This is a genomic window from Celeribacter sp. SCSIO 80788 (assembly GCF_051054295.1).
Classification (GTDB): Bacteria; Pseudomonadota; Alphaproteobacteria; order Rhodobacterales; family Rhodobacteraceae; genus Celeribacter.
The window spans coordinates 1683941-1705510 of record NZ_CP150482.1 but is presented as its reverse complement, the minus strand read 5'-3'; the positions used below and the strand labels follow the sequence as shown (position 1 = coordinate 1705510).

Below are 21570 nucleotides of genomic sequence, written 5' to 3'. Positions count from 1 at the left end.
CCCTTGTCATGTCTCCAATTCTGTTTTTTGCCCTCGTCGGGCGGGAGTTGAATTGGGGAAGGTAGAATCTGGTCCGCAAATCTGACCGGTCGCATCGGGGGGACGAGCGCCGCAGGCTGTGGGAGGCAGCCTCGGCGCTCCGTTTCTTCCCGCGCAGCGCGTTCAGTGTTGGGCGGGGGTCACGGAGATGCGTTGACGCAGCGCGCCGCCCTCGGCGTCGAAAATCAGAATCTCATTGCCTGACACCACGGCGATCCAGTCGGAGCCACGGGTGACTGCCTCGGGGGTGATGCCTTCGGGCAGGGCGATCTGATCGGGCCAAGGGAGGGGGGCGGTCTCAGAAACTGGCGCATCCATTGACGGGAAACGGGTGACAAGCAGGGTGATCAGCACTAGAAACCCGGCAATCATCACCACCAGAAGTGTCGTGACCAGCCGCCGCAAAAGCGTCAGCCGGGCCGCGTCTTTCGGATCGATCTCAAGGTTGCTCATGCCCGTATCCACCGTCGCCTTCCTCATCGCGGAAAATCCGCCCAAGCGTCTTGATAAGGCGATCGCGCGCGATGTGCCAGAAGAAGCGGTGCTGTCGCGCTCGCGTTTGGCGAAATTGCTCACCGAGGGGGCGATCAAGGTCAACGGTGCGGTTGTGACGGATCAGAAGGGTAAAGTGGCCGAGGGCGACCGGGTCGAGATCACGGTTGAAGAGGCCGCAGACGCTGAGGTCGTGGCGGAGGATATTCCGCTCGATGTCATTTACGAGGATGACGATCTGATCGTGGTGAACAAGCCAGTGGGTATGGTGGTGCATCCGGCACCCGGCTCGCCTTCGGGTACGCTGGTCAATGCGCTGATGTTTCATTGCGGCGAGAGCCTCTCGGGGATCGGTGGCGAGAAACGCCCCGGGATCGTGCATCGGATCGACAAGGATACGTCGGGGCTTTTGGTCGCGGCGAAATCCGACAAGGCGCATCAGGGGCTTGCGAAACAGTTCGAAAAGCACACGGTCGAGCGGAAATACGATGCGTTGGTCTACGGCGTGCCGGACCCGATGGACCCGCGACTGCGCGGTGTGAAAGGCGTGAGTTTCGAAGGCTCGAACATTCTGCGTATCACGTCTTTTCTGGGCCGCCACAAGACCGACCGCCAGAAACAGGCGGTGTCCTTCACCGAGGGCCGTCATGCGGTCACGCGGGCGCGGGTGGTCGAGCTTTATGGCACGCCGCCGCAGCTTGCGCTGGTGGAATGCTGGCTGGAAACCGGGCGCACCCACCAGATCCGCGTGCATATGGCGCATGCCGGGCATGGGCTGGTCGGGGATCAGACCTATGGCGGGCGGCGCAAACTGAACCACAAGGCGCTGTCGGACCGGGCGCGGGCGGCGGTCGATGCCTTCCCGCGTCAGGCGCTTCATGCCGCCGTGTTGGGCTTTGTCCATCCGGTGACGGGCGAGGACATGCGGTTTGAGGCGCCTTTGCCTGAGGATATGCAAGATCTTCTGGATCAGCTCTGAGCCGATGTAACAGAGACCACATTGGCGTGATTTTTGTGAAATTTTAGCGGATTAAGATGGTCTGGCGGCGGATGTCGGGTCATGTTTCGTTAAATTTGTCGCAATAGGAAATCGCGTCAGCGTCCCTTGAAAGCGCTAACATGCCTTCCTAAATGGTATGTTAAGCCTTATAACATGGCGCATGACGCGGGAGAGATGTGAGACATGAGTAACTACGCAAATTTGCCGGCTCCGAGTCCTGAACAGGGGCTGAACCGCTATCTGCAAGAAATTCGCAAGTTCCCGATGCTGGAACCCGAAGAGGAATACATGCTCGCCAAAAGCTGGGTCGATCACGAAGACAGCCGTGCGGCGCATAAGCTTGTGACCTCGCACTTGCGGCTCGCGGCCAAGATCGCCATGGGCTACCGTGGCTATGGCCTGCCGCAGGCGGAGGTGATTTCCGAGGCGAATGTCGGCCTGATGCAGGCGGTGAAACGCTTCGATCCGGAAAAAGGCTTCCGTCTGGCGACCTATGCCATGTGGTGGATCCGCGCGAGCATTCAGGAATATATCCTGCGCTCGTGGTCTTTGGTGAAACTCGGCACCACCTCGGCGCAAAAGAAACTGTTTTTCAATCTGCGCAAGGCCAAAGCCCGGATCGGTGCCTTCGAGGAGGGCGATCTTCACCCGGACAACGTCAAACAGATCGCGCATGATCTGGGCGTGACCGAGGAAGAGGTCGTGTCGATGAACCGCCGGATGTCGGGGGGCGACGCCTCGCTCAACGCCACGGTGGGCTCCGACGAGGAAGGGGCCGCGCAATGGCAGGACTGGCTTGAAGACGAAAGCGCCAACACCGCCGCCGATTATGAGGCGCGCGACGAGATGGAAACCCGGCGCGAATTGCTGGCGCGTTCGATGGAGGTGCTGAACGACCGTGAGAAGGATATTCTCATGGAGCGTCGCCTGAAGGATCAGCCGATGACGCTTGAGGATCTGTCGGCGAAATACGACGTGTCGCGTGAGCGTATCCGTCAGATCGAGGTGCGTGCCTTCGAAAAGCTGCAAAAGCGGATGCAGGAGCTGGCGAAAGAGCAGGGCATTCTGGAAGGCGCTTAAGCCATCCGGGAAAAAGTTTTTGAATGCTGAAAAGGCGGTCCCGAATACGGTTCGGGGCCGTTTTCCTTTGGTGTATGAGCGGGATAGACCCCTCCCGAAAGCCCCCGTCAAATGCGAAATCCGAAGCGGTTTTGATCGGGATCAAGGTCCGATCGGTCGACTCGGGCTATGATTAAACTGTTGATAAGGCAAGAAAAGGAGGAGACATGAGAATGTTCCACGCTTCTGGCTCTAACAACAAGGAGGATCCGCCGCAATAACCGGCACCTCCGGCTCAGGTTTCTCAGATCCGTGGAGGGATGTCCGAGGGCAGGGCCGGGGTAGACGGTTCGAAGGATCAAAAGGGTGCTGCCGATTGAGGCTTTGAGACCCCGGATGAAGCGAGACGGAGGAGCCTGTGCCCCCTCGCTCAAAGGGCCAACACCCGGATGATCCTGACCCGTAAGGGGGAGGACCTCAGGGAGGTACGATTGGTAAGGGCGCCCTTTCGGGCGCCCGTGTTGTTTTGAGGAAGTCGGCTTTGGGGCTGATCTTGTGCCTTTGCTCGCGCATTGCCATATCTCTGATATGACCCGTTTTGCCGCCCTTGTTATCAGCACGTTCGTCGCCTTGACCGTCAGCCAGTCTGCGTTGGCGCAGGACGCACCGCAGCCGCGTTGCGTCATCCTGTTGCACGGGCTGGCACGCACGGACGCCTCGATGCTGGTGATGGAACATGCGCTTGAGGCGGCAGGCTACAAGACGGTCAATCAGGGCTATCCGTCGCGCGCCGCCCCGGTGGCGCTTTTGGCCGATCCGACATTGCGCGCGGCGCGTGACGCCTGTGGCTCTGACAGCCGCCCCGATGTGGTGACCCATTCCATGGGCGCGATCCTGTTGCGCAGTTTCGCCGCCGATCATCCGGAGATGGACTGGGGCCGCGTCGTGATGCTGGGGCCGCCCAACCATGGCTCTGAAATCATCGACACGTTCGAGGACTACGCCGCCTTTCAAACCGCCAACGGTCCGGCGGGGCTGCAACTCGGGACCGAAGGCCTGCCGGACAGCTTGCCGCCCGTGCCGTTTGAGACCGGGGTGATTGCAGGGAGCCAGTCGCTCAATCCGGTGCTCTCGGCGGTGGTCGCAGGCGAGGATGATGGCAAAGTCTCGATCGACAGCACGAAGGTCGCGGGCATGGCGGCGCATCTGACGCTTCCGGTCACGCATACCTTCATGATGCAGAACCCGCGCGTCATCGCCCAGACGCTCGCCTTTCTCGACACCGGCGCGTTCGAGCCCGATCTAAGCATGGCGGAGGCGCTGCGGTGGCTTTGGGCGCTTGGCGTCGAGTGAGATTATTCCGGCAGCACCTGCCGCAGCACCCGCACCATATTGCCGCCCATCACGGCGGTGATTTCCGTTTCGCTCAGGCCCTCATCCATCAGCGCCTGTGTCAAAGCCGCAAGTTCGGAGGTGTCGAATTCCACCGTGACGGAGCCGTCGTAATCGGAGCCGAGTGCCACATGATCAGCACCGACCAGATCAATGGCGGCCTTGATCGTTTTCGCAACCCCGGCGGGGGAGGCGTCACAGGTCACGTCTTCCCAATAGCCGATGCCGATCACACCGCCGGTCGCGGCGATCTCGCGCATCAGATCGTCCTCGAAATTGCGTTTCACCTCGCAATGGGAATGAATGCCGGTGTGCGAGAGGATCAGAGGCTGATCTGTCATCGCGATCACTTCGCGTGCCATGCGCGGCGAGGCGTGGGCAAGGTCGATCACCATATGCTTGTCGACCATGGCCTCGACCACCGCGCGTCCGAAATCGGTCAGCCCGCTGTTGTCCTCGCCATGCAGAGAGCCGCCAAGCGCGTTGTCGAAGAAATGGGTCAGCCCCATGAGGCGATAGCCCGCTGCGTAAAGCCGGTCGAGATTGGCTAGATCGCCCTCAAGGATATGCCCGCCTTCCGAGCCGAGAAGCGCCCCGGTGAGCGTTTGTCCGGCAGCGCGGGCGGCCAGCACCGCGTCGAGATCGGCTTTGGTCCGGAGGATGCGCACCTGATCGGGGGCCTTGTCCTCATAGCGCTGCATCCGTTTGGCCATGTACAACCCGCGCTCGGTCAGATCGGACCAGCTTTTCACCGGCCAGAGCTCGACAATGCTTAGCAGCGTGATGTTGTCGCGCGCCTCTGCGGAGTTTTCTTCGTAATTCTGACCCGCCGGGCTTTTGGTCACGGCGGTGAACACCTGCACCGCGACATTGCCCTCGCGCAGGCGCGGGAAATCCACATGGCCCCGGTTGGAGCGTTCCAGAAGGTTGCGGTTCCACAACAGGCTGTCGGCGTGCAGATCGCCGATCACGAGGCGGTCGTGCAGGGCCTGTGCTTCGGGTGAGATCGGGTAGGGGGCATGGGCGACATAGCCGTTCTGGCCCTTTTCCACGATCCCCGGCCCGATGCTGAAAAATACTACGGCTGCGATCACCAGCACCACGGCGATGAGCCGTCCGATCCATTTGAGCATGTGCAAACCTCCCATTTTGCGAGAAGCCTATGCGCGGATTGGTCATCGCCCAAATGAAACCTCGCGTCAGATGTCGTGAACACGGGAGATTTTGGTCTGCGGAGCTTCGCGTTAAACTGGAGACTGCAAGGCAAAGGAATCACAAAGGATAGACCATGGCCGACCCGCATGAATTCGATCACGTCATGCCCGATCTGGGCGGCAAGAAAGCCGCGCGGCCCGAGGAGATTTCCGAGAACATCGGCGCGCGTATCCTCTATTCGATCATCATCTGGGTGATGATGAGCTTTGCCTCGACGATCATCGGTGTTCTGGCGATCCTTCAGGCGATCATCATGCTGATGAACGGCAAGAAACCCAACGACCGGGTGGCGAATGCGGGCACCGATGTGGGCATCTGGTTCGCGAAGGCGACGCGTTACATCACCGGCGACAGCGAGGTGAAACCCTGGCCCTGGACGGAGCTCGATTGAGTGCTGCGCCGATGCCCCTGCGCGAGACATATGTCCGGTATGCCTTCCAGATCAGCGTGATCCTCAAGGGGCTGCATGCGCTGATTGAGATCGCGGGCGGGGCATTGTTCTATATTGTGCGCACCGAGACCGTGCTGCACTGGGTCAATGTCCTGACCCGCGAAGAGCTTCTGGAAGACCCGCGCGATTTCGTGGCGACCCATCTTCTGGCGGCGGCGCAGGGCATGACCGGCGCGACGCAGAGTTTCTATGCCTTCTACCTGATGAGCCACGGGGTGATCAAAGTCGCGCTGGTGGCGGGGCTGTTGCGGCGCAAGCCGATCGCCTATCCGCTGTCGCTCATCGTGATGAGCCTGTTCATCCTCTATCAGCTCTATCGCTACAGCTACACGCACTCCGCCGGGCTTTTGTTCCTCACCGGGTTCGATCTCGTGGTGATGTGGCTCGTTTGGCACGAATGGCGGGTGATGCGGGGCAAGGTGCGGGCTTGACGGGTGCGCCCCCAAGGCGAAGACTTCGAGCAGACGGTTCAAGGAAAGGCGCGGATATGGCAGGCGGCTGGGCGAAAGACGGTGCGGTGAGCGAACAGATCGAAGCCTCGATCAGCGACGAGCTGGCCCGCATGAAACAGCATCGCGGGCCGGTGGGCGAGAGTTTCACGGAATGCGCCGAATGTGGCGAGGAGATCCCCGAAGCCCGGCGCAAGGCGATCCCCGGCGTGAAGCTTTGCATCGATTGTCAAAACGCGCGAGATCACCGTTATAAACCGCGCGGCGGGATCAATCGACGCGGGTCGAAAGACAGCCAGTTGAAGTGATCAGGTGAGAGGCAGGTGCATGATGTGCTGCGGCCCGAAGCCACCGTCGAGATAGAGCGCGCCGGTGTCGATGAACCCTCCCTTGAGGTAGGCGCGGCGCGCGTTGGGATTGCGGCAATTCACGGTCAGGTAACAGGAGCCAGCCCCCGGGTATTGCGCTTGTAGATAGGGTTTCAGCGCCCGGCAGGCGGCGGAGGCATGGCCCTGGCCCTGCGCAGCGTGATCAATCATGAATTGACGCAATCCAAGGGCGCCTTTGGGGGCGAATTCGTGATGATCGGAATAGTCCCGGTCGATGGCGAAAAAGCCCACCGGCTGGCTCTCGGAGAGGATCAGATGACCATCGCGGGCCGTGCCAGTGGACAGGGTGACGGAGGGCAGATCGGCAAAGCCCGCCTGATCGGGTGGCAGGGAAAACCCCGCGAGACGGTTCAGGTCTTCGCGGGGCAGAGGGGCGAGCGTGAGGCTCATTCCATCGCTTCCAATTCGTCGATGAAACCTGAGATCATCGACAGGCCCTTGTCCCAGAATTTCGGGTCGGAGGCGTCGAGGCCGAAGGGTTTCAGAAGTTCTTTGTGATGTTTCGAGCCGCCCGATTTGAGCATGTCGAAATATTTGTCCTGGAAGCCGTCCGGCTGTTCCTGATAGGCCGCATACAAAGCATTCACCAGACCGTCGCCGAACGCATAGGCGTAGACGTAGAAGGGCGAATGCACGAAATGCGGGATATAGGACCAGTAGACCTCGTAGTCCGGGAAGAATTCAAAGGCCGGCCCGAGGGATGCGCCCTGCACCGACATCCAGATTTTGTTGATGTCCTGCGGCGTCAGCTCGCCGCCTTTACGCGCCTCATGCAGCTTGCATTCGAAGTCGTAGAACGCGATCTGGCGCACCACGGTGTTGATCATGTCCTCGACCTTGCCCGCGAGCATGATCTTGCGCTCGGCGTCGGTTTTGGCGCCTTTGAGCATTTTCTGGAAGGTCAGCATTTCGCCAAACACCGAGGCCGTTTCCGCGAGCGTCAGCGGCGTATCGGCGAGCAATTCGCCTTGCCCTGCGGCCAGAACCTGATGGACGCCATGACCCAGCTCATGCGCCAGCGTCATCACGTCGCGCGGTTTGCCGAGGTAGTTGAGCATCACATAGGGATGCGCGTCGGTCACGGTCGGATGGGCGAAGGCGCCCGGAGCCTTGCCCGGTTTGACGCCCGCGTCGATCCAGCCCTTGGTGAAGAACGGCTCGGCGATCTCCGCCATGCGCGGGTCGAACCCGGCATAGGCGTCCATCACGGTTTTGCGGGCCTCGTCCCAGCCGACGGTGCGGGTTTCTTCCATCGGCAGGGGGGCGTTGCGGTCCCAGACCTGCAATTTGTCAAGCCCGAGCCAACCGCGTTTCAGCTCGTAATAGCGGTGCGACAGCTTCGGATAGGCTTTGACCACGGCGTTGCGCAGCGCCTCGACCACCTCCGGTTCGACATCGTTCGACAGGTGCCGCCCGGTCTGCGGCGTCGGCATGCCGCGCCATTTGTCCTCCACCTGACCCATCTTGGACAAGGTGTTGTGAACGCGGGAGAAAATCTTGATGTTCTGACCCAGAACCTTGCCAATCTCGCGCGCCGCCGCTTCGCGCACCGAGCGGTCCTGTTCGGTCATCAGGGTGGTGGTGGCCTCGATCCCGAGCGTCTCTCCGTTCACCTCGAATTTCAGGTCCGCGACGGTTTCGTCGAAGAGCTTGTTCCACGCGGAGGCGCCCACGACCGACATGTCGTGCTCATAGCGCTCCAGCTCGTCGGAGAGCTGATAGGGCCGCATCTTGCGCATCCGCTCGAAAATCGGCCGATAGCGCGCGAGCCCGTCGTGTTTCAGCATCTCTTCGAGCGTGTCCTCGGGAATGCGGTTCACTTCGAGCGAGAAAAACACCAGAGGCGCGGTGAAATTGGTGATCTTGTCCTGAATGTCGGAGAGGAATTTCGCCCGCTCGCCATCGACGGTGTTCTGGTAATAGAGCAGGCCGGCAAAGGAGCCGAGACGGCCCGCGACCTGCGAAATCCGCTCGTTCCTGAGGATGCAGTCATACATGCCCGCGCCGTCGAGATCGGCAAGCTTGCCCTCGTAATCCTCGGCGAAGCTGGCGCAATGTTCCTCGAGCCAGTCGAGGTCTCGTTTCACTTCCGGCGCGTCGGTCGAGGGATAGAGATCGGTGAGGTCCCAGTCCGGCAGATCCCCGAATTGGTTATGGCCGCTCTGGGCGGTCTGATCGAAAACCGGCTGGGGGAAGGTGAACCGCATCGCATCGCTCCTCATGTTGTTTTTCAACAGATAGGGCGTCGCGGCGGCGGATGCAAAGGATCAGGCACGTTTCCGTCCCGTTTCAGGTGCATTGCTCGGAAAAAAGTGCGGCCAGATGGTCGTAGAAGTGTTTGCGGATCGCCGGGCTTTCCATCGGGATCTCGTGCCGCCCGCCCGCCACTTCGATCAACTCGCAGGAGCGCCAGCGCGCCGCGAAATCGCGCACGGCCTGGGTGTTGACGATTTTCTCGTCGAGACCGAGAAAACAAAGGACCGGCACGTCGGGCATCTGGTGATCGAAGGCCCAGTCGTTTTCCGCGATGGCCTCGGTGACCCAATGCGACGATGGCCCGCCCAGCGAGAGGTCGGGTTTTTCCACCACCTGCCGGGTCATGTAATCGAACATCTCGCGATCCGAGGTCAGCAGGTTGTCCTTGAACCCGTGCCAGACCATGTAGCTCTCGGGTTTGGTGCCCGGCGCGCGCAGGTTTTGCAGACCGAGAGCGTGAAACACCGGAGAGACGAAGCGCACCAGAAGTTTCTGGATCGGCGAGAGACCGATGCCCCACATCGGCGCGGAAAATCCGGCGGCCTTGAAGGGCTTGCCCTCGATCAGAGCGCGCACGCCAATGGCCCCGCCCATGGAATGCCCGATGAGGAACCATGGTTTCGGCATGGCTTTCTCTTCGGCCAGATTTTCGACGAGTGCGATCACCGCGTCGAGGTCTTTCTGGTAATCGGCGAAATCCTCGACATGGCCGATGCGGCGGTCTTTCAAAAGACGCTCGGCAATGCCTTGCCCGCGCCAGTCGATAGCGAGGCTGGCAAAGCCACGGGCGGCGAGATCCGCCGCGCCGCGACCGTATTTCTCAATGCATTCGGTGCGCCCGGGCAGGATGAACACCGTGCCCTTCGCGCCCTCATGCGGCCAAAGCCCGACGCGAATGCGCACCCCGTCCGAAGCGGTCAGCCAATAGGCCTCGCCATGGTCCGGCCCGTCGGCCAGTTCGGCATAATAGGGTGCGCGTTCGTGGGTCACGACAGCGCGGAGCCGAGCTGCATGGCAAGACCCATGTCGCCGTCGATCGACAGTTTGCCCTGCATGAAGGCCGCCGTCGGGTTGACGTCGCCTTCCATCATGCCCTGAAAGGTTTCGAGATCGGCGGTCAGCGTCACATCGGCCGCGTCATCGGAGGCGCGCACGCCGTCCGCATCGACCACGATGGCGCCTTCGCCTTCGATCACGAATTTCGCAACGCCTGCGGTAAAGCCGTCGATTTTCTCGGACAGGGCTTCCACGGCCTTGGTGATGATGTCGCTCATTTGTCTTCCTCCGGTTGTCTGGGGCGCGCCCTGTCGCCACATTGTGACTATGAACATGGGGCCCAGAAAGCTACAATCCAGATTGTTATGAAGAGATTACGACAGTTTCTCAAATGTGCCGTTGCGTTCTGGCTCTTTTTCGGAGCCGGGGTCGGTCATTCTGGTGCTTTTGCTGCGGATGCGGCGCGTCTCGACACTCTCTTTGGCGAGCTGTCCGAAGCCGATCCCTATGATGCCTCCCGGATCGAGCAGGAAATCGCGCTTGAACTGTCGCGCTCCGGTTCGGATGCCATGGATTTGCTCCTGGAACGCGGGCGTATGGCGATGGAGGCGGGCGATATTCAGGGCGCCATCGGTCATCTAACGGCACTTGTGGATCATGCCCCGGAGTTTACCGAAGCCTATAACGCGCGCGCCACGGCCTATTTCATGGCGGGGCTGTACGGACCGGCGCTTCAGGACATCGGCGAGGTTCTCAGCCGCGAGCCACGGCATTTCGGGGCGCTCTCGGGCCTGTCGCTGATTCTCGAAGAAACCGGGGATGAGGCACAGGCGCTCGCCGTGCTGCATAAAATCGAAGAGATTCATCCGAATATGGAGGGCCTGTCCGACCGCATTGCGCGGCTTGAACTGGCGCTCGGCGGCGTGGCGCTCTAAGTTCACCCTCAAACGACAAGACAGGACGAGACCCGATGGGGGACGCGATGGGCGGCGGCCGGATCACGGCAGTTTTAGGCCCGACCAACACAGGCAAAACGCATTACGCCATCGAACGCATGTTGGCGCACCGCACGGGTGTGATCGGCCTGCCTCTGCGTCTTTTGGCGCGCGAAGTGTACGACCGGATCGTCGCGGCACGCGGGCCCTCCGTTGTGGCGCTGGTGACGGGCGAAGAGCGCATCGTGCCGCCGCGCACGCAATATTGGGTCTGTACCGTCGAGGCGATGCCCACCGGCATGGGGGCGGATTTTCTCGCGATTGACGAGATCCAGCTCTGCGCCGATCCTGAGCGCGGGCATGTGTTCACCGACCGTTTGCTGCATGCCCGTGGCCTGCACGAGACCCTGTTCATGGGCTCCGATTCCATGCGCTCGGTGATTGCGCAGTTGGTGCCCAAGGCGCAGTTCATGCGGCGGGAGAGATTCTCACGTCTGACCTATTCAGGTTCGAAAAAGATAAGTCGAATGCCTGCGCGGGCCGCGATTGTCGGGTTTTCGGTTGATGATGTCTATGCCATCGCGGAGCTCCTGCGCCGTCAAAAAGGCGGTGCGGCGGTGGTTATGGGGGCTTTGTCCCCCCGGACCCGCAATGCGCAGGTGGAGATGTATCAGAACGGCGATGTGGACTACCTCGTCGCGACGGATGCCATCGGCATGGGGCTCAATCTCGACGTCACCCATGTGGCGTTTTCTTCGACGATCAAGTTCGACGGGCGCCGGATGCGCTATCTCATGCCCAACGAGCTGGCGCAGATCGCGGGCCGGGCAGGGCGGTATCAGACCGATGGCACCTTTGGCGTAACGGGCGAGGCGGAGCCGTTTGACGCCGAGGTGATCGAGGCCATCGAGGAGCACCGGTTCACCCCGCAAAAGAAACTCAACTGGCGCAATCCGCGGCTGGAATTCGGCTCTCCCGATCGTCTGATTGCCTCGCTCGAAATGGCCCCCTCCGATCCGGCTTTGGTCAAGGCGCGGGAGGCGGACGATCTTCAGGCGCTCAAGACACTCTCGACGCTGAAAACCGTGCGCCCCCGGCTGCGCACGGCGCGGGATACGAAACTTTTGTGGGACGTGTGCCGCATTCCCGATTTTCGGGGAATCAGCCATGGCGAACACACGTCGCTTCTTGAGCGGATTTTTGAATTTTTACATGAATATGGGCGGGTTCCCGACGATTGGCTGGCCACACAGGTCAAACGCATTGACCGGACCGAGGGCAATATCGACACTCTGTCTAAAAGACTCGCCTATATCCGCACTTGGACCTATGTTGCGCAGCGCGAAAACTGGGTTGATGACGAAAGCCATTGGCGTGAGGCAACCCGCGCTGTAGAAGACCGATTGTCGGATGCGCTGCATGGCGCGCTGACGCAAAGATTTGTGGACCGGCGGACGAGTGTGCTCCTTCGGCGGCTCAAACAGAAGGAGGGCCTTGTGGCCGACGTGAACGACAAGGGTGAAGTGACGGTTGAAGGCGAATTCGTCGGCCGTCTTGAGGGGTTCCGCTTTATGCAAGATAAAGCCGCAACTCCGGATGAGGCGAAGACCCTCGCCGCTGCCGCCATGGCCGCACTTGCGCCGGAATTTAACCTGCGCGCGGACCGGTTCTACAACGCCCCCGATACGGAGATGGATTTCACCGATCAGGGCGGTCTGATGTGGGGTGAGCATGCCGTGGGCAAACTCGTGCCCGGCGACGATGCGCTCAAACCGCGCGCCGTGGCCTTTGTGGACGACGCTGTGGCAACGGATGTGGCCGAGAAGGTCCAGCGCCGGTTGCAGCATTTTATCGACCGCAAGGTGGCGACCCTGTTCGAGCCGCTTCTGAACATGTCGCGCGACGAAACGCTGACCGGTCTGGCCCGTGGCTTTGCCTTCCGTCTGGTTGAGAACCTCGGCGTGATCCCGCGCGAGCAGATTGCGCAGGAGGTCAAAGAGCTGGATCAAGACGCTCGTGGCGCGCTGCGCAAACATGGCGTGCGCTTCGGTCAGTACACGATCTTCATGCCGCTGCTGCTGAAACCCGCGCCGACGCGCTTGCGTCTGTTGCTTTGGGCGTTGAACGCGAAATTCGACGAATTCCCCGATGCGCCGCCGCCGGGTCTGGTGACCATTCCCGCCGCCGATCATGCGCCGGATGGCTATTATACCATGTCGGGCTACCGCCTTTCGGGCCAACGCGCGATCCGGATCGACATGCTCGAACGCCTTGCCGATCTTCTGCGCTCGCAGGACAGCCGCGCAGGCTTTGAGGCGAACCCGGACATGCTGTCGATCACTGGCATGACGCTGGAACAATTTGCCGATCTGATGGAAGGTCTGGGCTATAAGGCCGACAAATCCGAGCGGGTCAAAATGAAGACGGTGGATCAGGTGATCTCCGACGACGCGATGCCCGCAGGCGAACCGGAGGTCCCAGAGGCCGCCGATCTGTCGGGCATTGCCGCCGATCTCCCGGACGAGGGCGAAGCGCCGTCGGCCGAGTTTGCCCAGCCGGTGCCTGCCGAGGACGAAGCCTCTGAGTTCGACGAAACCGAACTGCCCGAAGGCGTGGCGGTGGATGCCGGTGTCGTCGAGGAAGAGACCGAAGAGTTCTACACTTTCACCTGGGGTGGCAACCGTGGCGGCAATCGCAACGCAAACCGCGGCCCGCGCCGTGGCGCGCAGGGCGAGAATGCTGGTGGCGAGCGTCCGCTGGGCAAAAAGGGCGGCGGCAAGCCGCAAGGTAAGAAGGGCGGCAAACCGCGCCGTGACGGAGGCCGTGATGGCCGCGACGGGGGCCGCGATGGTGGCAACCAGCCGAAAACCTTCTCTGCCCGTCCGCCGAAGAAAGAAAAAGCCATCGACCCGGACAACCCGTTCGCGGCGCTGATGGCGCTGAAGGACAAGAAGTAAGTCCCTATGGAAAAGCGGGAGACCATTCGCCTCGACAAGTGGCTTTGGTATGCCCGCTTTTTCAAAACCCGCGGTCTGGCGACGAAAACCGTCACCGGCGGTCATGTGCGGGTCAATTCCTCCAAAGTGGCCAAGGCGGCGACCTCTGTGGGCGCGGGGGATGTTTTGACCTTTCCGCAGGGTCACCACATTCGGGTGATCCGACTTGTGGCCTGCGGTACGCGGCGCGGTCCGGCCCCAGAGGCGCAAACCCTCTATGAAGACCTGAGCCCGCCCGTGGCTCCGAAGGACCCTGTTCCGTCTGTGCCACGGTTTGAGGGAAAAGGTCGCCCAACCAAGAAAGATCGTCGCATGACGGACCTTTCGCGCCCCGACATGCTTGAATGATGGCGCGCTTGGGGCTAGCAAGTGCGGACAGAGTCAGATTTGGATGAGCCGCAATGACCTACGTCGTGATTGATAACTGCATCGCCTGCAAATACACCGATTGCGTGGAAGTCTGCCCCGTGGATTGTTTCTACGAGGGCGAGAACATGCTGGTGATCCATCCCGACGAATGCATCGACTGCGGCGTCTGCGAACCGGAATGCCCGGCCGACGCGATCCGCCCGGACACTGAGCCGGACATGGAAAAATGGGTCGAACTGAACCGCAAATACGCCGAACTTTGGCCGGTGATCCTCGAGAAGAAAGACCCGATGCCGGGGTATGAGGACAAGGACGGTGAAGAGGGCAAGCTCGACAAATACTTTTCCGAAGCGCCGGGCGAAGGCTCCTGATCCGGATTTGTATTGTCACTTTGCAGATGCAGAGATGATTCGCAGGTTGAACAGGGGGTTCTCGGGCCCCTTTGTCACGCGTGCGCAGTGTGTAAACGGTCATCAACACCTTGGAATCTCATGTAACCTCCTGAAAAACGGGGGGAAGTACGCGGGATTTTGGGGCTAAACGCGCGCAATGCTTTCTTTGGGCCGGTTTTTGTGGTATCAAGGGGAAACCATGACAGGGCATATCGACCTCAACCCCCGAAGCGACGCTTTTTTAGGGGATTGAGTTTTTCGCGCCTCATACTCCGCCTCCAAGCGCTTTGAACCGCGCAAAGGGGCATCGTCCAAAGGCTTTTGTGTGTGCCGGACGGGGAGTGTAGACGGGGAAGCGAGTGCTTCGATGGTAAGAACGGTCCCGTCTGAGGAAAAAACCTGCAAATGAGCAAGACCAAGAAATCCGAATTCCGCCCCAACGATTTCGTTGTTTACCCGGCCCATGGTGTTGGCCAGATCATGTCGATCGAGGAACAGGAAATCGCGGGCATGTCCCTCGAACTTTTCGTCATCGCTTTCGAGAAAGACAAGATGACGCTCCGCGTGCCGACCAACAAGGCCGTTGAATCCGGGCTGCGCTCGCTTTCGACCCCCGATGTGGTTCAGGACGCGATGAAGACCCTGAAAGGCAAGGCCAAGGTCAAACGCGCCATGTGGTCGCGCCGTGCGCAGGAGTATGAGCAAAAGATCAACTCCGGCGATCTGATTGCCATCGCCGAAGTGGTGCGCGACCTGCACCGTACCGACGACCAGCGCGAGCAGAGCTATTCCGAGCGTCAGCTTTACGAGGCCGCCCTCGACCGTCTGACCCGCGAAGTGGCTGCCGTGTCGGGCACCAACGAGACCGAAGCCCAGAAGAAGGTGGACGACGTTCTGGTGAGCCGCGCCGCCTGATCTCTGAGTATTTCAGATGCAATAAAGACCGCCGGGAGGGAGACCTCGCGGCGGTTTTGCTTTGGGGGGGCGCGGACAAAAACGCTGTCACCCGAAAAGGTGACAGCGTTTCGCCTGACATCAGGAAGGGCACAGGGCCTGTCAGGTTTGCGGAGCTTTTGTCCCGGTGCTCCAGGCGGTATGGCCCCCCCCCACCGTCCTGGTTCTCATCAGGGTGATGTGCGCCTTGAGACGCAAGCTCGGCCCAGTCCTGCGGAAATCGATGAAAAGCGAGGCTTTTCACCGATCACAGGAGCCGCGCCACGGTTCGTCCGTTGGGGAGGTGAAACATAAAACTCAAAAACACTCGTACCCTTGCCTCCATGCCCGAACGGCCCGTGGGTCTATGTCTATGTGCTTCCGGAACGGGCCACATTCCCCAGATGGGGTAAACCGGTCACGAAACGACGGGATCGGGCTCAGGCAAGCTCATAGAGAAGATCAAGTGCGGTTGTCCAATGGCCGAAAAACACAAAACGACCGGCCCCCTGACACACGTGAATACGAATGCCGGGATAGTCTGCGGCATGACGGGCGAGCATGTCGGGCGGAATTTCGGTATCTTCAGTGCCTTGCAACATATGCACCGGCAGCGCCCGAGCCATAGCATCGAGATCGCCGCGCCAGTCCCGCGTCATCTGTTCGATTGTGGTGCGGGTGAAAATCTCGGCGGCGTTGTGGTCTTTCGACAGGGTGAAATGCGTGCCTTCGAACAGGGCCGCGCGGGTGTCGGGATCGTCGAGCAGGGCCAGATCGCCCGGCGCATCGGAGAAGATGTTGCGCATGAAGGCGTCTTTGCCGGATTTCAGCGCCAGCGCGAATCCGGCCTTGATCAAAAACGGCAGCAGACGCGGCGTGTTGCGCGCGGTGGCGAGGATCATGCGGTGCCATTTGTCCATGCAGCGGATTTGAGCGGGATCGGTCACAGGGAAGACGGCACCACAGCCCACCACACCGGAGATCAGTTCCGGGAACAGGGCGGCAAAGCGTGCCGCGAACATGACATCGACACCAAGCGCCAGATGCGGGCAGGGACCGATCCCGAGATGGCGCATCAGCTCGGCGACATCGCGGGCGAAATGCTCCGACAGCAGACCCCGCTGGGGCGGAGGGTCGGAGCGACCATAGCCGCCGCGCAAAGGCAGGATCACCCGCAGACCCAGAGCGCGGGCGCGGGTTTCTGCGCGATCGGGCCAGCGGGTAAAACCGTAATCCATCGGCCAGACCACAACAGGACGCCCGTTCGGATCGCCAAAGCTGCGATAGGCCATGCGCCGCCCGTCCGAAAGCCGCAGCGGGTGCCAGATCGCCGTCTCCGCCTCGGCCGTCGTGTCGCGTCGGCTCTGCCGGGTGTCGGGGGCGGTGGCCATATGCATCATCATCAGCACGAGGCGGATCAATTCGGCCTGGGACCGGGTGTCGGTCTTGCCGAGGATGGTCTTGACCTGAGTGCGGATCGTGTCGACGGAGCGACCGCGTGCGATGGCGATCTCCTGAATGTTCTCGGAGGCGATCAGGCGGCGGATCACCGCGTTTTCCGCCGGGGTCAGACCGAAGGCGGAGGAGAGAACAGCTTCGAAACCTTCGGGCCAGATCAGTTCGGAGGACAGGATCAGCACCACCCGACCGATGCGGGGCAGGCTTTCGACGTGCAGTTTCAGGAGCGCGGGACGCGACAGTCCAGCCTGATGTAATTCCAGCAGAGCCTCCGAGCTTTCCGCCCGGATCTCGCGTTGTGAGAATTGCTTTTTGACTTGCGCGATCAGGGTGCCGCAGGTGTCTTCGGGCAGGTAGGCCTGTCCGAGCGTACCGCCGGGAGCGATGCCGAAGAGCTGGTCTGCCGGGCCGTTCATGGCCAGCACTTCGAGCCGGGCGTTGACCAGAATGGCAGTAGACTGAGCAAAGCGGGTCATGAGGGCGGAGATGTCATCTGAGCGCTGACCGAGGCCGCTGCGTTCGAGGATTTCTTCGGCGCGATGGAAATGGGTCACCAGATGATGCTCCGGCAGGGCCGTGCGGATGTCCTCGCGATCCATATGCGGCAAGAGCCGGTCGTAGCACTCGGGCGAGAGCGCCACATCATAGATCACGGACAGGATGTCGTCCGGCGGCGGCATGCGGGTGTCGTTCATCGTGACCCTGTGCGGTTTGCGGTGTCTGGTTCTGGCACAAGGCTTGCGCGTTCGATGACGTTAGGGAAGCGTTTTTTGATCGGCTGGGAAAAGCCGTGCGATTTTCCCCGTCGGGAAGTAAGGTTTGCCTCACCTCTGCGCCGCGCAGTGCCTCATTGCTGATCACCGGGTCGCGTTGGACGGTGGTTCAGGCGAGCGTGGCGAAGACGGTGAGCGCGGCGATTTCGCCGAGGAGTTGCGTTGCGCCCAGCACATCGCCGGTCTGTCCGCCGATTTTGGCCGTGGCGATGCGCGAGGTGAGATAGGCGGTCCCAACGATGGCGGAGGCTGCGACGACGGTGGGTACGAACCCCACCACCAGCCAGGACAGCAGGAAGGCCACGACAGCGCCCAAGGAGGCGGCATCGCGCGGTGGGCGACCGGTTGTGACCGAGAGGCCATCTTTGCGCGCAGGCGGCATCAGCACCATGAGATAGGGCAGGGCGGCGCGTGACAGCATTGCGGCTGCGATTGTTGCAGTGACGATCAGGTCGTCATGCGCGAGCGTGGAGAGCGCGGTAAAGCGCAAGAGGAGCGCGAGGATGAGTGCGATCACGCCATAGGCGCCGATGCGGCTGTCGCGCATGATCTCGAGGCGGCGGATACGTTCGAACCCGCCCCAGAACCCGTCGGCGCAATCCGCAAGCCCGTCTTCGTGCATTGCGCCCGTGGTGATGACCAGCGCGGCGAGGGCAAATCCGGCGATCAGGCCCGCGCCGAGCCCGAGCCATCCGGCAATGGTGGCGACAGCGCCCGCCACGAGCCCGACGGCGAGACCCGCGAGGGGAAAGGCCCAGGCGGCCTCGGCGCTGCGCGCAAAGCCCGCACGCACCGGGATGCGGGTCAAAAGCGCCAGAGCGGTGGCGATGTCGGTGGCTTCGGGGCGGAAACGGCGGGTCATGGCATCCTCGCAATCGGACCTGTCCTCGGTCTCTCTCAGGGGATAGAAGGTCGGGGACTCAAAGACAATGAGGGAGAGTTGAGGCATGGCATTTTCCGATCTTGCAGGGTTCGAAGCGCTTCTGAAAGCGGCACCGGGGCCGGATCATGAGGCAAAAGCCGGGGCGGAGGCGCGCAACGGCCAGCTGACGAAACCGGCGGGCTCGCTCGGGCGGCTTGAGGAGATTGGCATCTGGTATGCCGCTTGGCGCGGGGAAGCGCGGCCTCGGGTCAGCCAGCCGCAGGTGGCGATTTTCGCGGGCAATCACGGTGTGACGGCGCGCGGTGTGTCGGCCTTCCCGGCGGAGGTCACGGTGCAGATGGTAGCGAATTTCGAACATGGCGGCGCGGCGATCAACCAGCTGGCGCGCAACGCGGGCGCGATCATGTCGATCCATCCGATCGAACTGGATCGCCCGACGACGGATTTCACAGAAGCTCCTGCGATGAGTGAGATGGAGTGCGTGGCTGCACTCAAGGTCGGCTGGGAGGCGGTGAACCCGGAGTCCGACCTGTTGGTCGTCGGCGAAATGGGCATCGGTAACACCACCTCGGCGGCGGCGATTGCAAATGCGCTGTTCGGCGGCACGGCGGCCGATTGGGTCGGGCGCGGCACCGGGGTCGATGACGCCGGGCTGAAGATCAAGGAAGAGGTCTGTGCCGCCGGTGTAGCGCTTCATGGCGGCAAAGCACCGCTTGAGATCCTTGCGTCTCTTGGCGGGCGCGAAGTGGCGGCCATGGCGGGCGGCATCGCGCGGGCGCGGATGCTGCGCATTCCGGTCATTCTCGACGGGTTCATCTGCTGTGCGGCGGCGGCGACCCTTGAGAAAGCCGTGCCCGGCTCACTCGATCATTGCATTGCGGGGCATGTGTCCGCAGAGGCTGCGCATCCGGCAGTGCTGCGGGCAATCGGCAAAGAGCCGCTTTTGTCCATGGGGCTGCGCCTTGGCGAAGGCTCCGGTGCTGGGCTTGCCATGCCGCTGGTGAAGGCGGCGGTCGCCTGCCTGTCGGGCATGGCGACCTTTGCCGAGGCGGGCGTGTCGGACAAGTGAGGTCCTGAGCCGTCAGGAACGGCGCGGTCAGGCCGCGCTGTTCTTCTTTCGGTTCTGATCGAGCTGGGTGACCAGTGCTGCCTCGAAATCCTTGTCGAGCATTTTGGCACGCTCGATATAGGCGGGGTTTTCCGACACGGGGACATTGGGTTCCCAAAGCTCCGCCAGCACCCGCATGCTTTCACGGTCATGCTGGTAATAGGCCTGTTCGGTCATTGCCGCGTCATATTCCGAAAAGCCCATTTCCTCGAGCACATAGCGCCCGGCGCGCAGGGAACTGTCGAACATCTCGCGGACGATCTTGTCGGCGCCTGCCTTGTAGAGCTCATAGACATGCACACGGTCGCGGGCGCGCACGATGATGAACAGATCGTCGCGCAGCGAGCGGGCGTATTTCACCAATTGCGTGGCGGCGGCGGGGTCGTCGAGAGAGATCACCAGAATGCGCGCGCTGTCGATGCCTGCGGCATGGAGCAATTCGGGTCGGGTCGGGTCGCCGAAGAAGCCCTTGAAGCCGAATTTGCGCATGAGCTGAATGGTTTTCAGATCGTGATCGAGGACGGTGGTCTGAAAGCCCGAGGCCTGCACCAGACGGTTGACCACTTGTCCGAAGCGTCCGAGACCGGCGATGATGATCTTTTGCTGGTCGTCGATTTCGTCGGCGGGCTGGTCCTCCATCCGTTCGGAGAGTTTCGCGCGCAGGTAATCGTGCAGCATGAAGAACAGCGGCGTGAACAGCAGCGACAGGGCGATGACCAGAAGCACCCGCTCGCCAAGATAGGAACTCAGAACGCCTTGCTGGAGCGAAAACGTGGTCAGCACCATGCCGAATTCCCCGGCCTGTGCCAGCGACAGGGTGAACAGCCATTGCGCCCGTTTGTGCAGTTTGAAAATCCGCCCGATGACGTAAAGGATCAGCCCCTTCAGGATCATCAGAGCAACGGTCAATCCGACGATGGTCAGAGGGTCGCGGAACAGCACGGTGAAATTGATCCCGGCACCGACGGCGATGAAGAACAGGCCGAGTAGAAGCCCCTTGAACGGCTCGATCGAGCTTTCGAGCTCGTGGCGGAATTCGGAGTTGGCCAGAACCACCCCCGCGAGGAAGGTGCCGAGCGCGGGGGACAGGCCGACCGCGTTCATCAGAAGCGCGATCCCGATGACGATCAGAAGCGAGACGGCGGTGTAAATCTCGCGCATGTTGGCGGAATGGATGTAGCGGAACAGCGGTCGGGTGAGGAACACGCCCGCAAGGATGATCGCCGCCACGGCTCCGAGCGTCACCAGAGTGACGCCCCAACCGGGCAGCCCCGCCACCAGCGAGGCACCATGCGCTGCGGTGCCATGCGCAGCGTCGGTGCCGCGGTTGATCGAGCCGTCCGGGTTGAGCGAAAGTTTCGATCCGGTCGCCAGAAGCGGCATGATCGCCAGCATGGGGATCACCGCGATGTCCTGGGTCAGAAGCACGGAAAAACTCGCGCGTCCGCCGCCGGTGTGGATCAGCTTTTTCTCCGACAGCGTCTGAAGCACCACGGCGGTCGAGGACAGCGACAGGATCATACCGAGCGCCAGTCCGGTCTGCCAGCTCTGCCCGGCCCAGATCGCAACCCCCATGATCGCCGCCGCCGTCACAGTGATCTGAAGCCCGCCCAGACCCAGCAACTTGTGCCGCATCTCCCAAAGCGCACGCGGGTCGAGTTCCAGCCCGATCAGGAACAGCATCATCACCACACCGAACTCGGCGAAATGCAGCAGGTCGGCGCTTTCCGAATGCTGGATCATGCCAAAGAGCGGCCCGATCGCCATGCCCGCCAGCAGATAGCCCAGCACGGACCCGAGCCCGAGCCGCCGCGCCAGAGGCACGGCCACGACCATGGCGGCAAGATAGATCACGGCTTGTGTCAGGGCGCCGTCCATGAAGGGTCCTTTCTCAGGGGACAAATGAGCCTAAGAAACTTCTTATGGCATAGTCGCGTTTCATTTCGCAGAGGTAAAGCCTTCGCAGCGCCCGACAAGTGGTCGGC

21 protein-coding genes are annotated in these 21570 nt (G+C 61.6%); 12 read left to right on the top strand and 9 right to left on the bottom strand.

Going from position 1 to position 21570, the window contains the following annotated elements; all coding sequences use genetic code 11:
- Positions 1 to 162 precede the first annotated feature (162 nt).
- Positions 163 to 492 carry a DUF6476 family protein gene (locus V1471_RS08520; protein ID WP_434288009.1) on the bottom strand — a complete coding sequence of 110 codons (330 nt, stop codon included), beginning with the start codon at positions 490 to 492 and terminating at the stop codon, positions 163 to 165.
- On the opposite strand from V1471_RS08520, the gene V1471_RS08515 reads away from it, so the two are divergent.
- The 3 genes from V1471_RS08515 (at position 491) to V1471_RS08505 (ending at position 3943) form a co-directional block, all read left to right on the top strand.
- Positions 491 to 1510: an RluA family pseudouridine synthase gene (locus V1471_RS08515; protein WP_434288007.1), complete on the top strand. Its 1020-nt coding sequence runs from the start codon at positions 491 to 493 to the stop codon at positions 1508 to 1510. The genes V1471_RS08520 and V1471_RS08515 overlap by 2 nt on opposite strands.
- A 204-nt stretch (positions 1511 to 1714) precedes the next feature.
- Positions 1715 to 2611 (top strand): RNA polymerase sigma factor RpoH, encoded by an 897-nt coding sequence (rpoH, locus tag V1471_RS08510; protein ID WP_434288005.1) that lies wholly within the window; start codon positions 1715 to 1717, stop codon positions 2609 to 2611.
- 567 nt (positions 2612 to 3178) lie between these two features.
- Positions 3179 to 3943, top strand: coding sequence for an esterase/lipase family protein (locus V1471_RS08505; RefSeq protein WP_434288003.1), 765 nt, complete (start codon positions 3179 to 3181; stop codon positions 3941 to 3943).
- A 2-nt stretch (positions 3944 to 3945) separates the two neighbouring features.
- On the opposite strand, the gene V1471_RS08500 is transcribed toward V1471_RS08505, so the two are convergent.
- Complete coding sequence (locus tag V1471_RS08500; protein WP_434288001.1) at positions 3946 to 5115, bottom strand: dipeptidase; 1170 nt, start codon at positions 5113 to 5115, stop codon at positions 3946 to 3948.
- A gap of 155 nt (positions 5116 to 5270) precedes the next feature.
- On the opposite strand from V1471_RS08500, the gene V1471_RS08495 reads away from it, so the two are divergent.
- From V1471_RS08495 to V1471_RS08485, 3 genes are read left to right on the top strand one after another with little or no spacing between them, the layout of a single operon-like run.
- Entirely contained in the window at positions 5271 to 5588 is a 318-nt protein-coding gene (locus V1471_RS08495) for a DUF4389 domain-containing protein (protein ID WP_434287999.1), read from the top strand.
- The gene (locus tag V1471_RS08490) at positions 5585 to 6079 is read left to right on the top strand and encodes a DUF2127 domain-containing protein (protein ID WP_434287997.1); all 495 of its coding nucleotides are present in this window, start codon (positions 5585 to 5587) and stop codon (positions 6077 to 6079) included. The genes V1471_RS08495 and V1471_RS08490 overlap by 4 nt, the downstream gene beginning before the upstream one ends.
- Positions 6080 to 6135: 56 nt before the next feature.
- A complete protein-coding gene (locus tag V1471_RS08485; RefSeq protein WP_434287995.1) occupies positions 6136 to 6405 on the top strand; it encodes a DksA/TraR family C4-type zinc finger protein in 270 nt (89 codons plus the stop codon).
- Here V1471_RS08485 and V1471_RS08480 read toward each other — a convergent pair whose 3' ends face one another.
- The 4 genes from V1471_RS08480 to V1471_RS08465 all read right to left on the bottom strand — a co-directional run bounded on the left by V1471_RS08480 (position 6406) and on the right by V1471_RS08465 (position 10016).
- Complete coding sequence (locus V1471_RS08480; protein ID WP_434287994.1) at positions 6406 to 6876, bottom strand: GNAT family N-acetyltransferase; 471 nt, start codon at positions 6874 to 6876, stop codon at positions 6406 to 6408. It abuts the gene before it with no gap.
- The gene (locus V1471_RS08475; RefSeq protein ID WP_434287992.1) at positions 6873 to 8693 is read right to left on the bottom strand and encodes a M3 family oligoendopeptidase; all 1821 of its coding nucleotides are present in this window, start codon (positions 8691 to 8693) and stop codon (positions 6873 to 6875) included. The genes V1471_RS08480 and V1471_RS08475 overlap by 4 nt, the downstream gene beginning before the upstream one ends.
- An 82-nt stretch (positions 8694 to 8775) precedes the next feature.
- On the bottom strand, positions 8776 to 9732 hold the full coding sequence (locus tag V1471_RS08470) for an alpha/beta fold hydrolase (protein WP_434287991.1): 957 nt from the start codon (positions 9730 to 9732) through the stop codon (positions 8776 to 8778).
- Positions 9729 to 10016: an SCP2 sterol-binding domain-containing protein gene (locus tag V1471_RS08465; protein WP_434287990.1), complete on the bottom strand. Its 288-nt coding sequence runs from the start codon at positions 10014 to 10016 to the stop codon at positions 9729 to 9731. The genes V1471_RS08470 and V1471_RS08465 overlap by 4 nt, the downstream gene beginning before the upstream one ends.
- 87 nt (positions 10017 to 10103) lie before the next feature.
- On the opposite strand from V1471_RS08465, the gene V1471_RS08460 reads away from it, so the two are divergent.
- The 5 genes from V1471_RS08460 to V1471_RS08440 all read left to right on the top strand — a co-directional run bounded on the left by V1471_RS08460 (position 10104) and on the right by V1471_RS08440 (position 15345).
- Positions 10104 to 10673, top strand: a complete 570-nt coding sequence (locus tag V1471_RS08460; protein ID WP_434287988.1) for a tetratricopeptide repeat protein — start codon at positions 10104 to 10106, stop codon at positions 10671 to 10673.
- 35 nt (positions 10674 to 10708) lie between these two features.
- Positions 10709 to 13630: a helicase-related protein gene (locus V1471_RS08455; RefSeq protein WP_434287987.1), complete on the top strand. Its 2922-nt coding sequence runs from the start codon at positions 10709 to 10711 to the stop codon at positions 13628 to 13630.
- Positions 13631 to 13636: 6 nt separating this feature from the next.
- Positions 13637 to 14017: an RNA-binding S4 domain-containing protein gene (locus V1471_RS08450; RefSeq protein WP_434287986.1), complete on the top strand. Its 381-nt coding sequence runs from the start codon at positions 13637 to 13639 to the stop codon at positions 14015 to 14017.
- Between the two features lie 53 nt (positions 14018 to 14070).
- Complete coding sequence (gene fdxA, locus V1471_RS08445) at positions 14071 to 14409, top strand: ferredoxin FdxA (RefSeq protein WP_066705626.1); 339 nt, start codon at positions 14071 to 14073, stop codon at positions 14407 to 14409.
- A 426-nt stretch (positions 14410 to 14835) separates the two neighbouring features.
- Positions 14836 to 15345: a CarD family transcriptional regulator gene (locus V1471_RS08440; RefSeq protein ID WP_434287985.1), complete on the top strand. Its 510-nt coding sequence runs from the start codon at positions 14836 to 14838 to the stop codon at positions 15343 to 15345.
- A gap of 458 nt (positions 15346 to 15803) precedes the next feature.
- Here V1471_RS08440 and V1471_RS08435 read toward each other — a convergent pair whose 3' ends face one another.
- A complete protein-coding gene (locus V1471_RS08435) occupies positions 15804 to 17516 on the bottom strand; it encodes an alpha/beta fold hydrolase (protein WP_434287983.1) in 1713 nt (570 codons plus the stop codon).
- A 187-nt stretch (positions 17517 to 17703) separates the two neighbouring features.
- Complete coding sequence (gene cobS / locus V1471_RS08430; RefSeq protein WP_434287982.1) at positions 17704 to 18456, bottom strand: adenosylcobinamide-GDP ribazoletransferase; 753 nt, start codon at positions 18454 to 18456, stop codon at positions 17704 to 17706.
- An 85-nt stretch (positions 18457 to 18541) separates the two neighbouring features.
- Between cobS and cobT the strand changes: the two genes are divergently transcribed.
- Entirely contained in the window at positions 18542 to 19546 is a 1005-nt protein-coding gene (gene cobT / locus V1471_RS08425; RefSeq protein WP_434287980.1) for a nicotinate-nucleotide--dimethylbenzimidazole phosphoribosyltransferase, read from the top strand.
- Positions 19547 to 19573: 27 nt separating this feature from the next.
- Here cobT and V1471_RS08420 read toward each other — a convergent pair whose 3' ends face one another.
- On the bottom strand, positions 19574 to 21463 hold the full coding sequence (locus tag V1471_RS08420) for a monovalent cation:proton antiporter-2 (CPA2) family protein (protein WP_434287979.1): 1890 nt from the start codon (positions 21461 to 21463) through the stop codon (positions 19574 to 19576).
- Positions 21464 to 21570 lie beyond the last annotated feature (107 nt).

Coding starts and splice junctions, on each gene's coding strand:
- V1471_RS08520 (WP_434288009.1), bottom strand. CDS start 492: ATGAGCAACCTTGAGATCGATCCGAAAGACGCGGCCCGGCTGACGCTT.
- V1471_RS08465 (WP_434287990.1), bottom strand. CDS start 10,016: ATGAGCGACATCATCACCAAGGCCGTGGAAGCCCTGTCCGAGAAAATC.
- V1471_RS08440 (WP_434287985.1), top strand. CDS start 14,836: ATGAGCAAGACCAAGAAATCCGAATTCCGCCCCAACGATTTCGTTGTT.
- V1471_RS08500 (WP_434288001.1), bottom strand. CDS start 5,115: ATGCTCAAATGGATCGGACGGCTCATCGCCGTGGTGCTGGTGATCGCA.
- V1471_RS08495 (WP_434287999.1), top strand. CDS start 5,271: ATGGCCGACCCGCATGAATTCGATCACGTCATGCCCGATCTGGGCGGC.
- V1471_RS08435 (WP_434287983.1), bottom strand. CDS start 17,516: ATGAACGACACCCGCATGCCGCCGCCGGACGACATCCTGTCCGTGATC.
- V1471_RS08420 (WP_434287979.1), bottom strand. CDS start 21,463: ATGGACGGCGCCCTGACACAAGCCGTGATCTATCTTGCCGCCATGGTC.
- V1471_RS08480 (WP_434287994.1), bottom strand. CDS start 6,876: ATGAGCCTCACGCTCGCCCCTCTGCCCCGCGAAGACCTGAACCGTCTC.
- V1471_RS08450 (WP_434287986.1), top strand. CDS start 13,637: ATGGAAAAGCGGGAGACCATTCGCCTCGACAAGTGGCTTTGGTATGCC.
- V1471_RS08455 (WP_434287987.1), top strand. CDS start 10,709: ATGGGGGACGCGATGGGCGGCGGCCGGATCACGGCAGTTTTAGGCCCG.
- V1471_RS08505 (WP_434288003.1), top strand. CDS start 3,179: ATGACCCGTTTTGCCGCCCTTGTTATCAGCACGTTCGTCGCCTTGACC.
- rpoH (WP_434288005.1), top strand. CDS start 1,715: ATGAGTAACTACGCAAATTTGCCGGCTCCGAGTCCTGAACAGGGGCTG.
- V1471_RS08515 (WP_434288007.1), top strand. CDS start 491: ATGCCCGTATCCACCGTCGCCTTCCTCATCGCGGAAAATCCGCCCAAG.
- V1471_RS08475 (WP_434287992.1), bottom strand. CDS start 8,693: ATGCGGTTCACCTTCCCCCAGCCGGTTTTCGATCAGACCGCCCAGAGC.
- V1471_RS08460 (WP_434287988.1), top strand. CDS start 10,104: ATGAAGAGATTACGACAGTTTCTCAAATGTGCCGTTGCGTTCTGGCTC.
- fdxA (WP_066705626.1), top strand. CDS start 14,071: ATGACCTACGTCGTGATTGATAACTGCATCGCCTGCAAATACACCGAT.
- cobT (WP_434287980.1), top strand. CDS start 18,542: ATGGCATTTTCCGATCTTGCAGGGTTCGAAGCGCTTCTGAAAGCGGCA.
- cobS (WP_434287982.1), bottom strand. CDS start 18,456: ATGACCCGCCGTTTCCGCCCCGAAGCCACCGACATCGCCACCGCTCTG.
- V1471_RS08485 (WP_434287995.1), top strand. CDS start 6,136: ATGGCAGGCGGCTGGGCGAAAGACGGTGCGGTGAGCGAACAGATCGAA.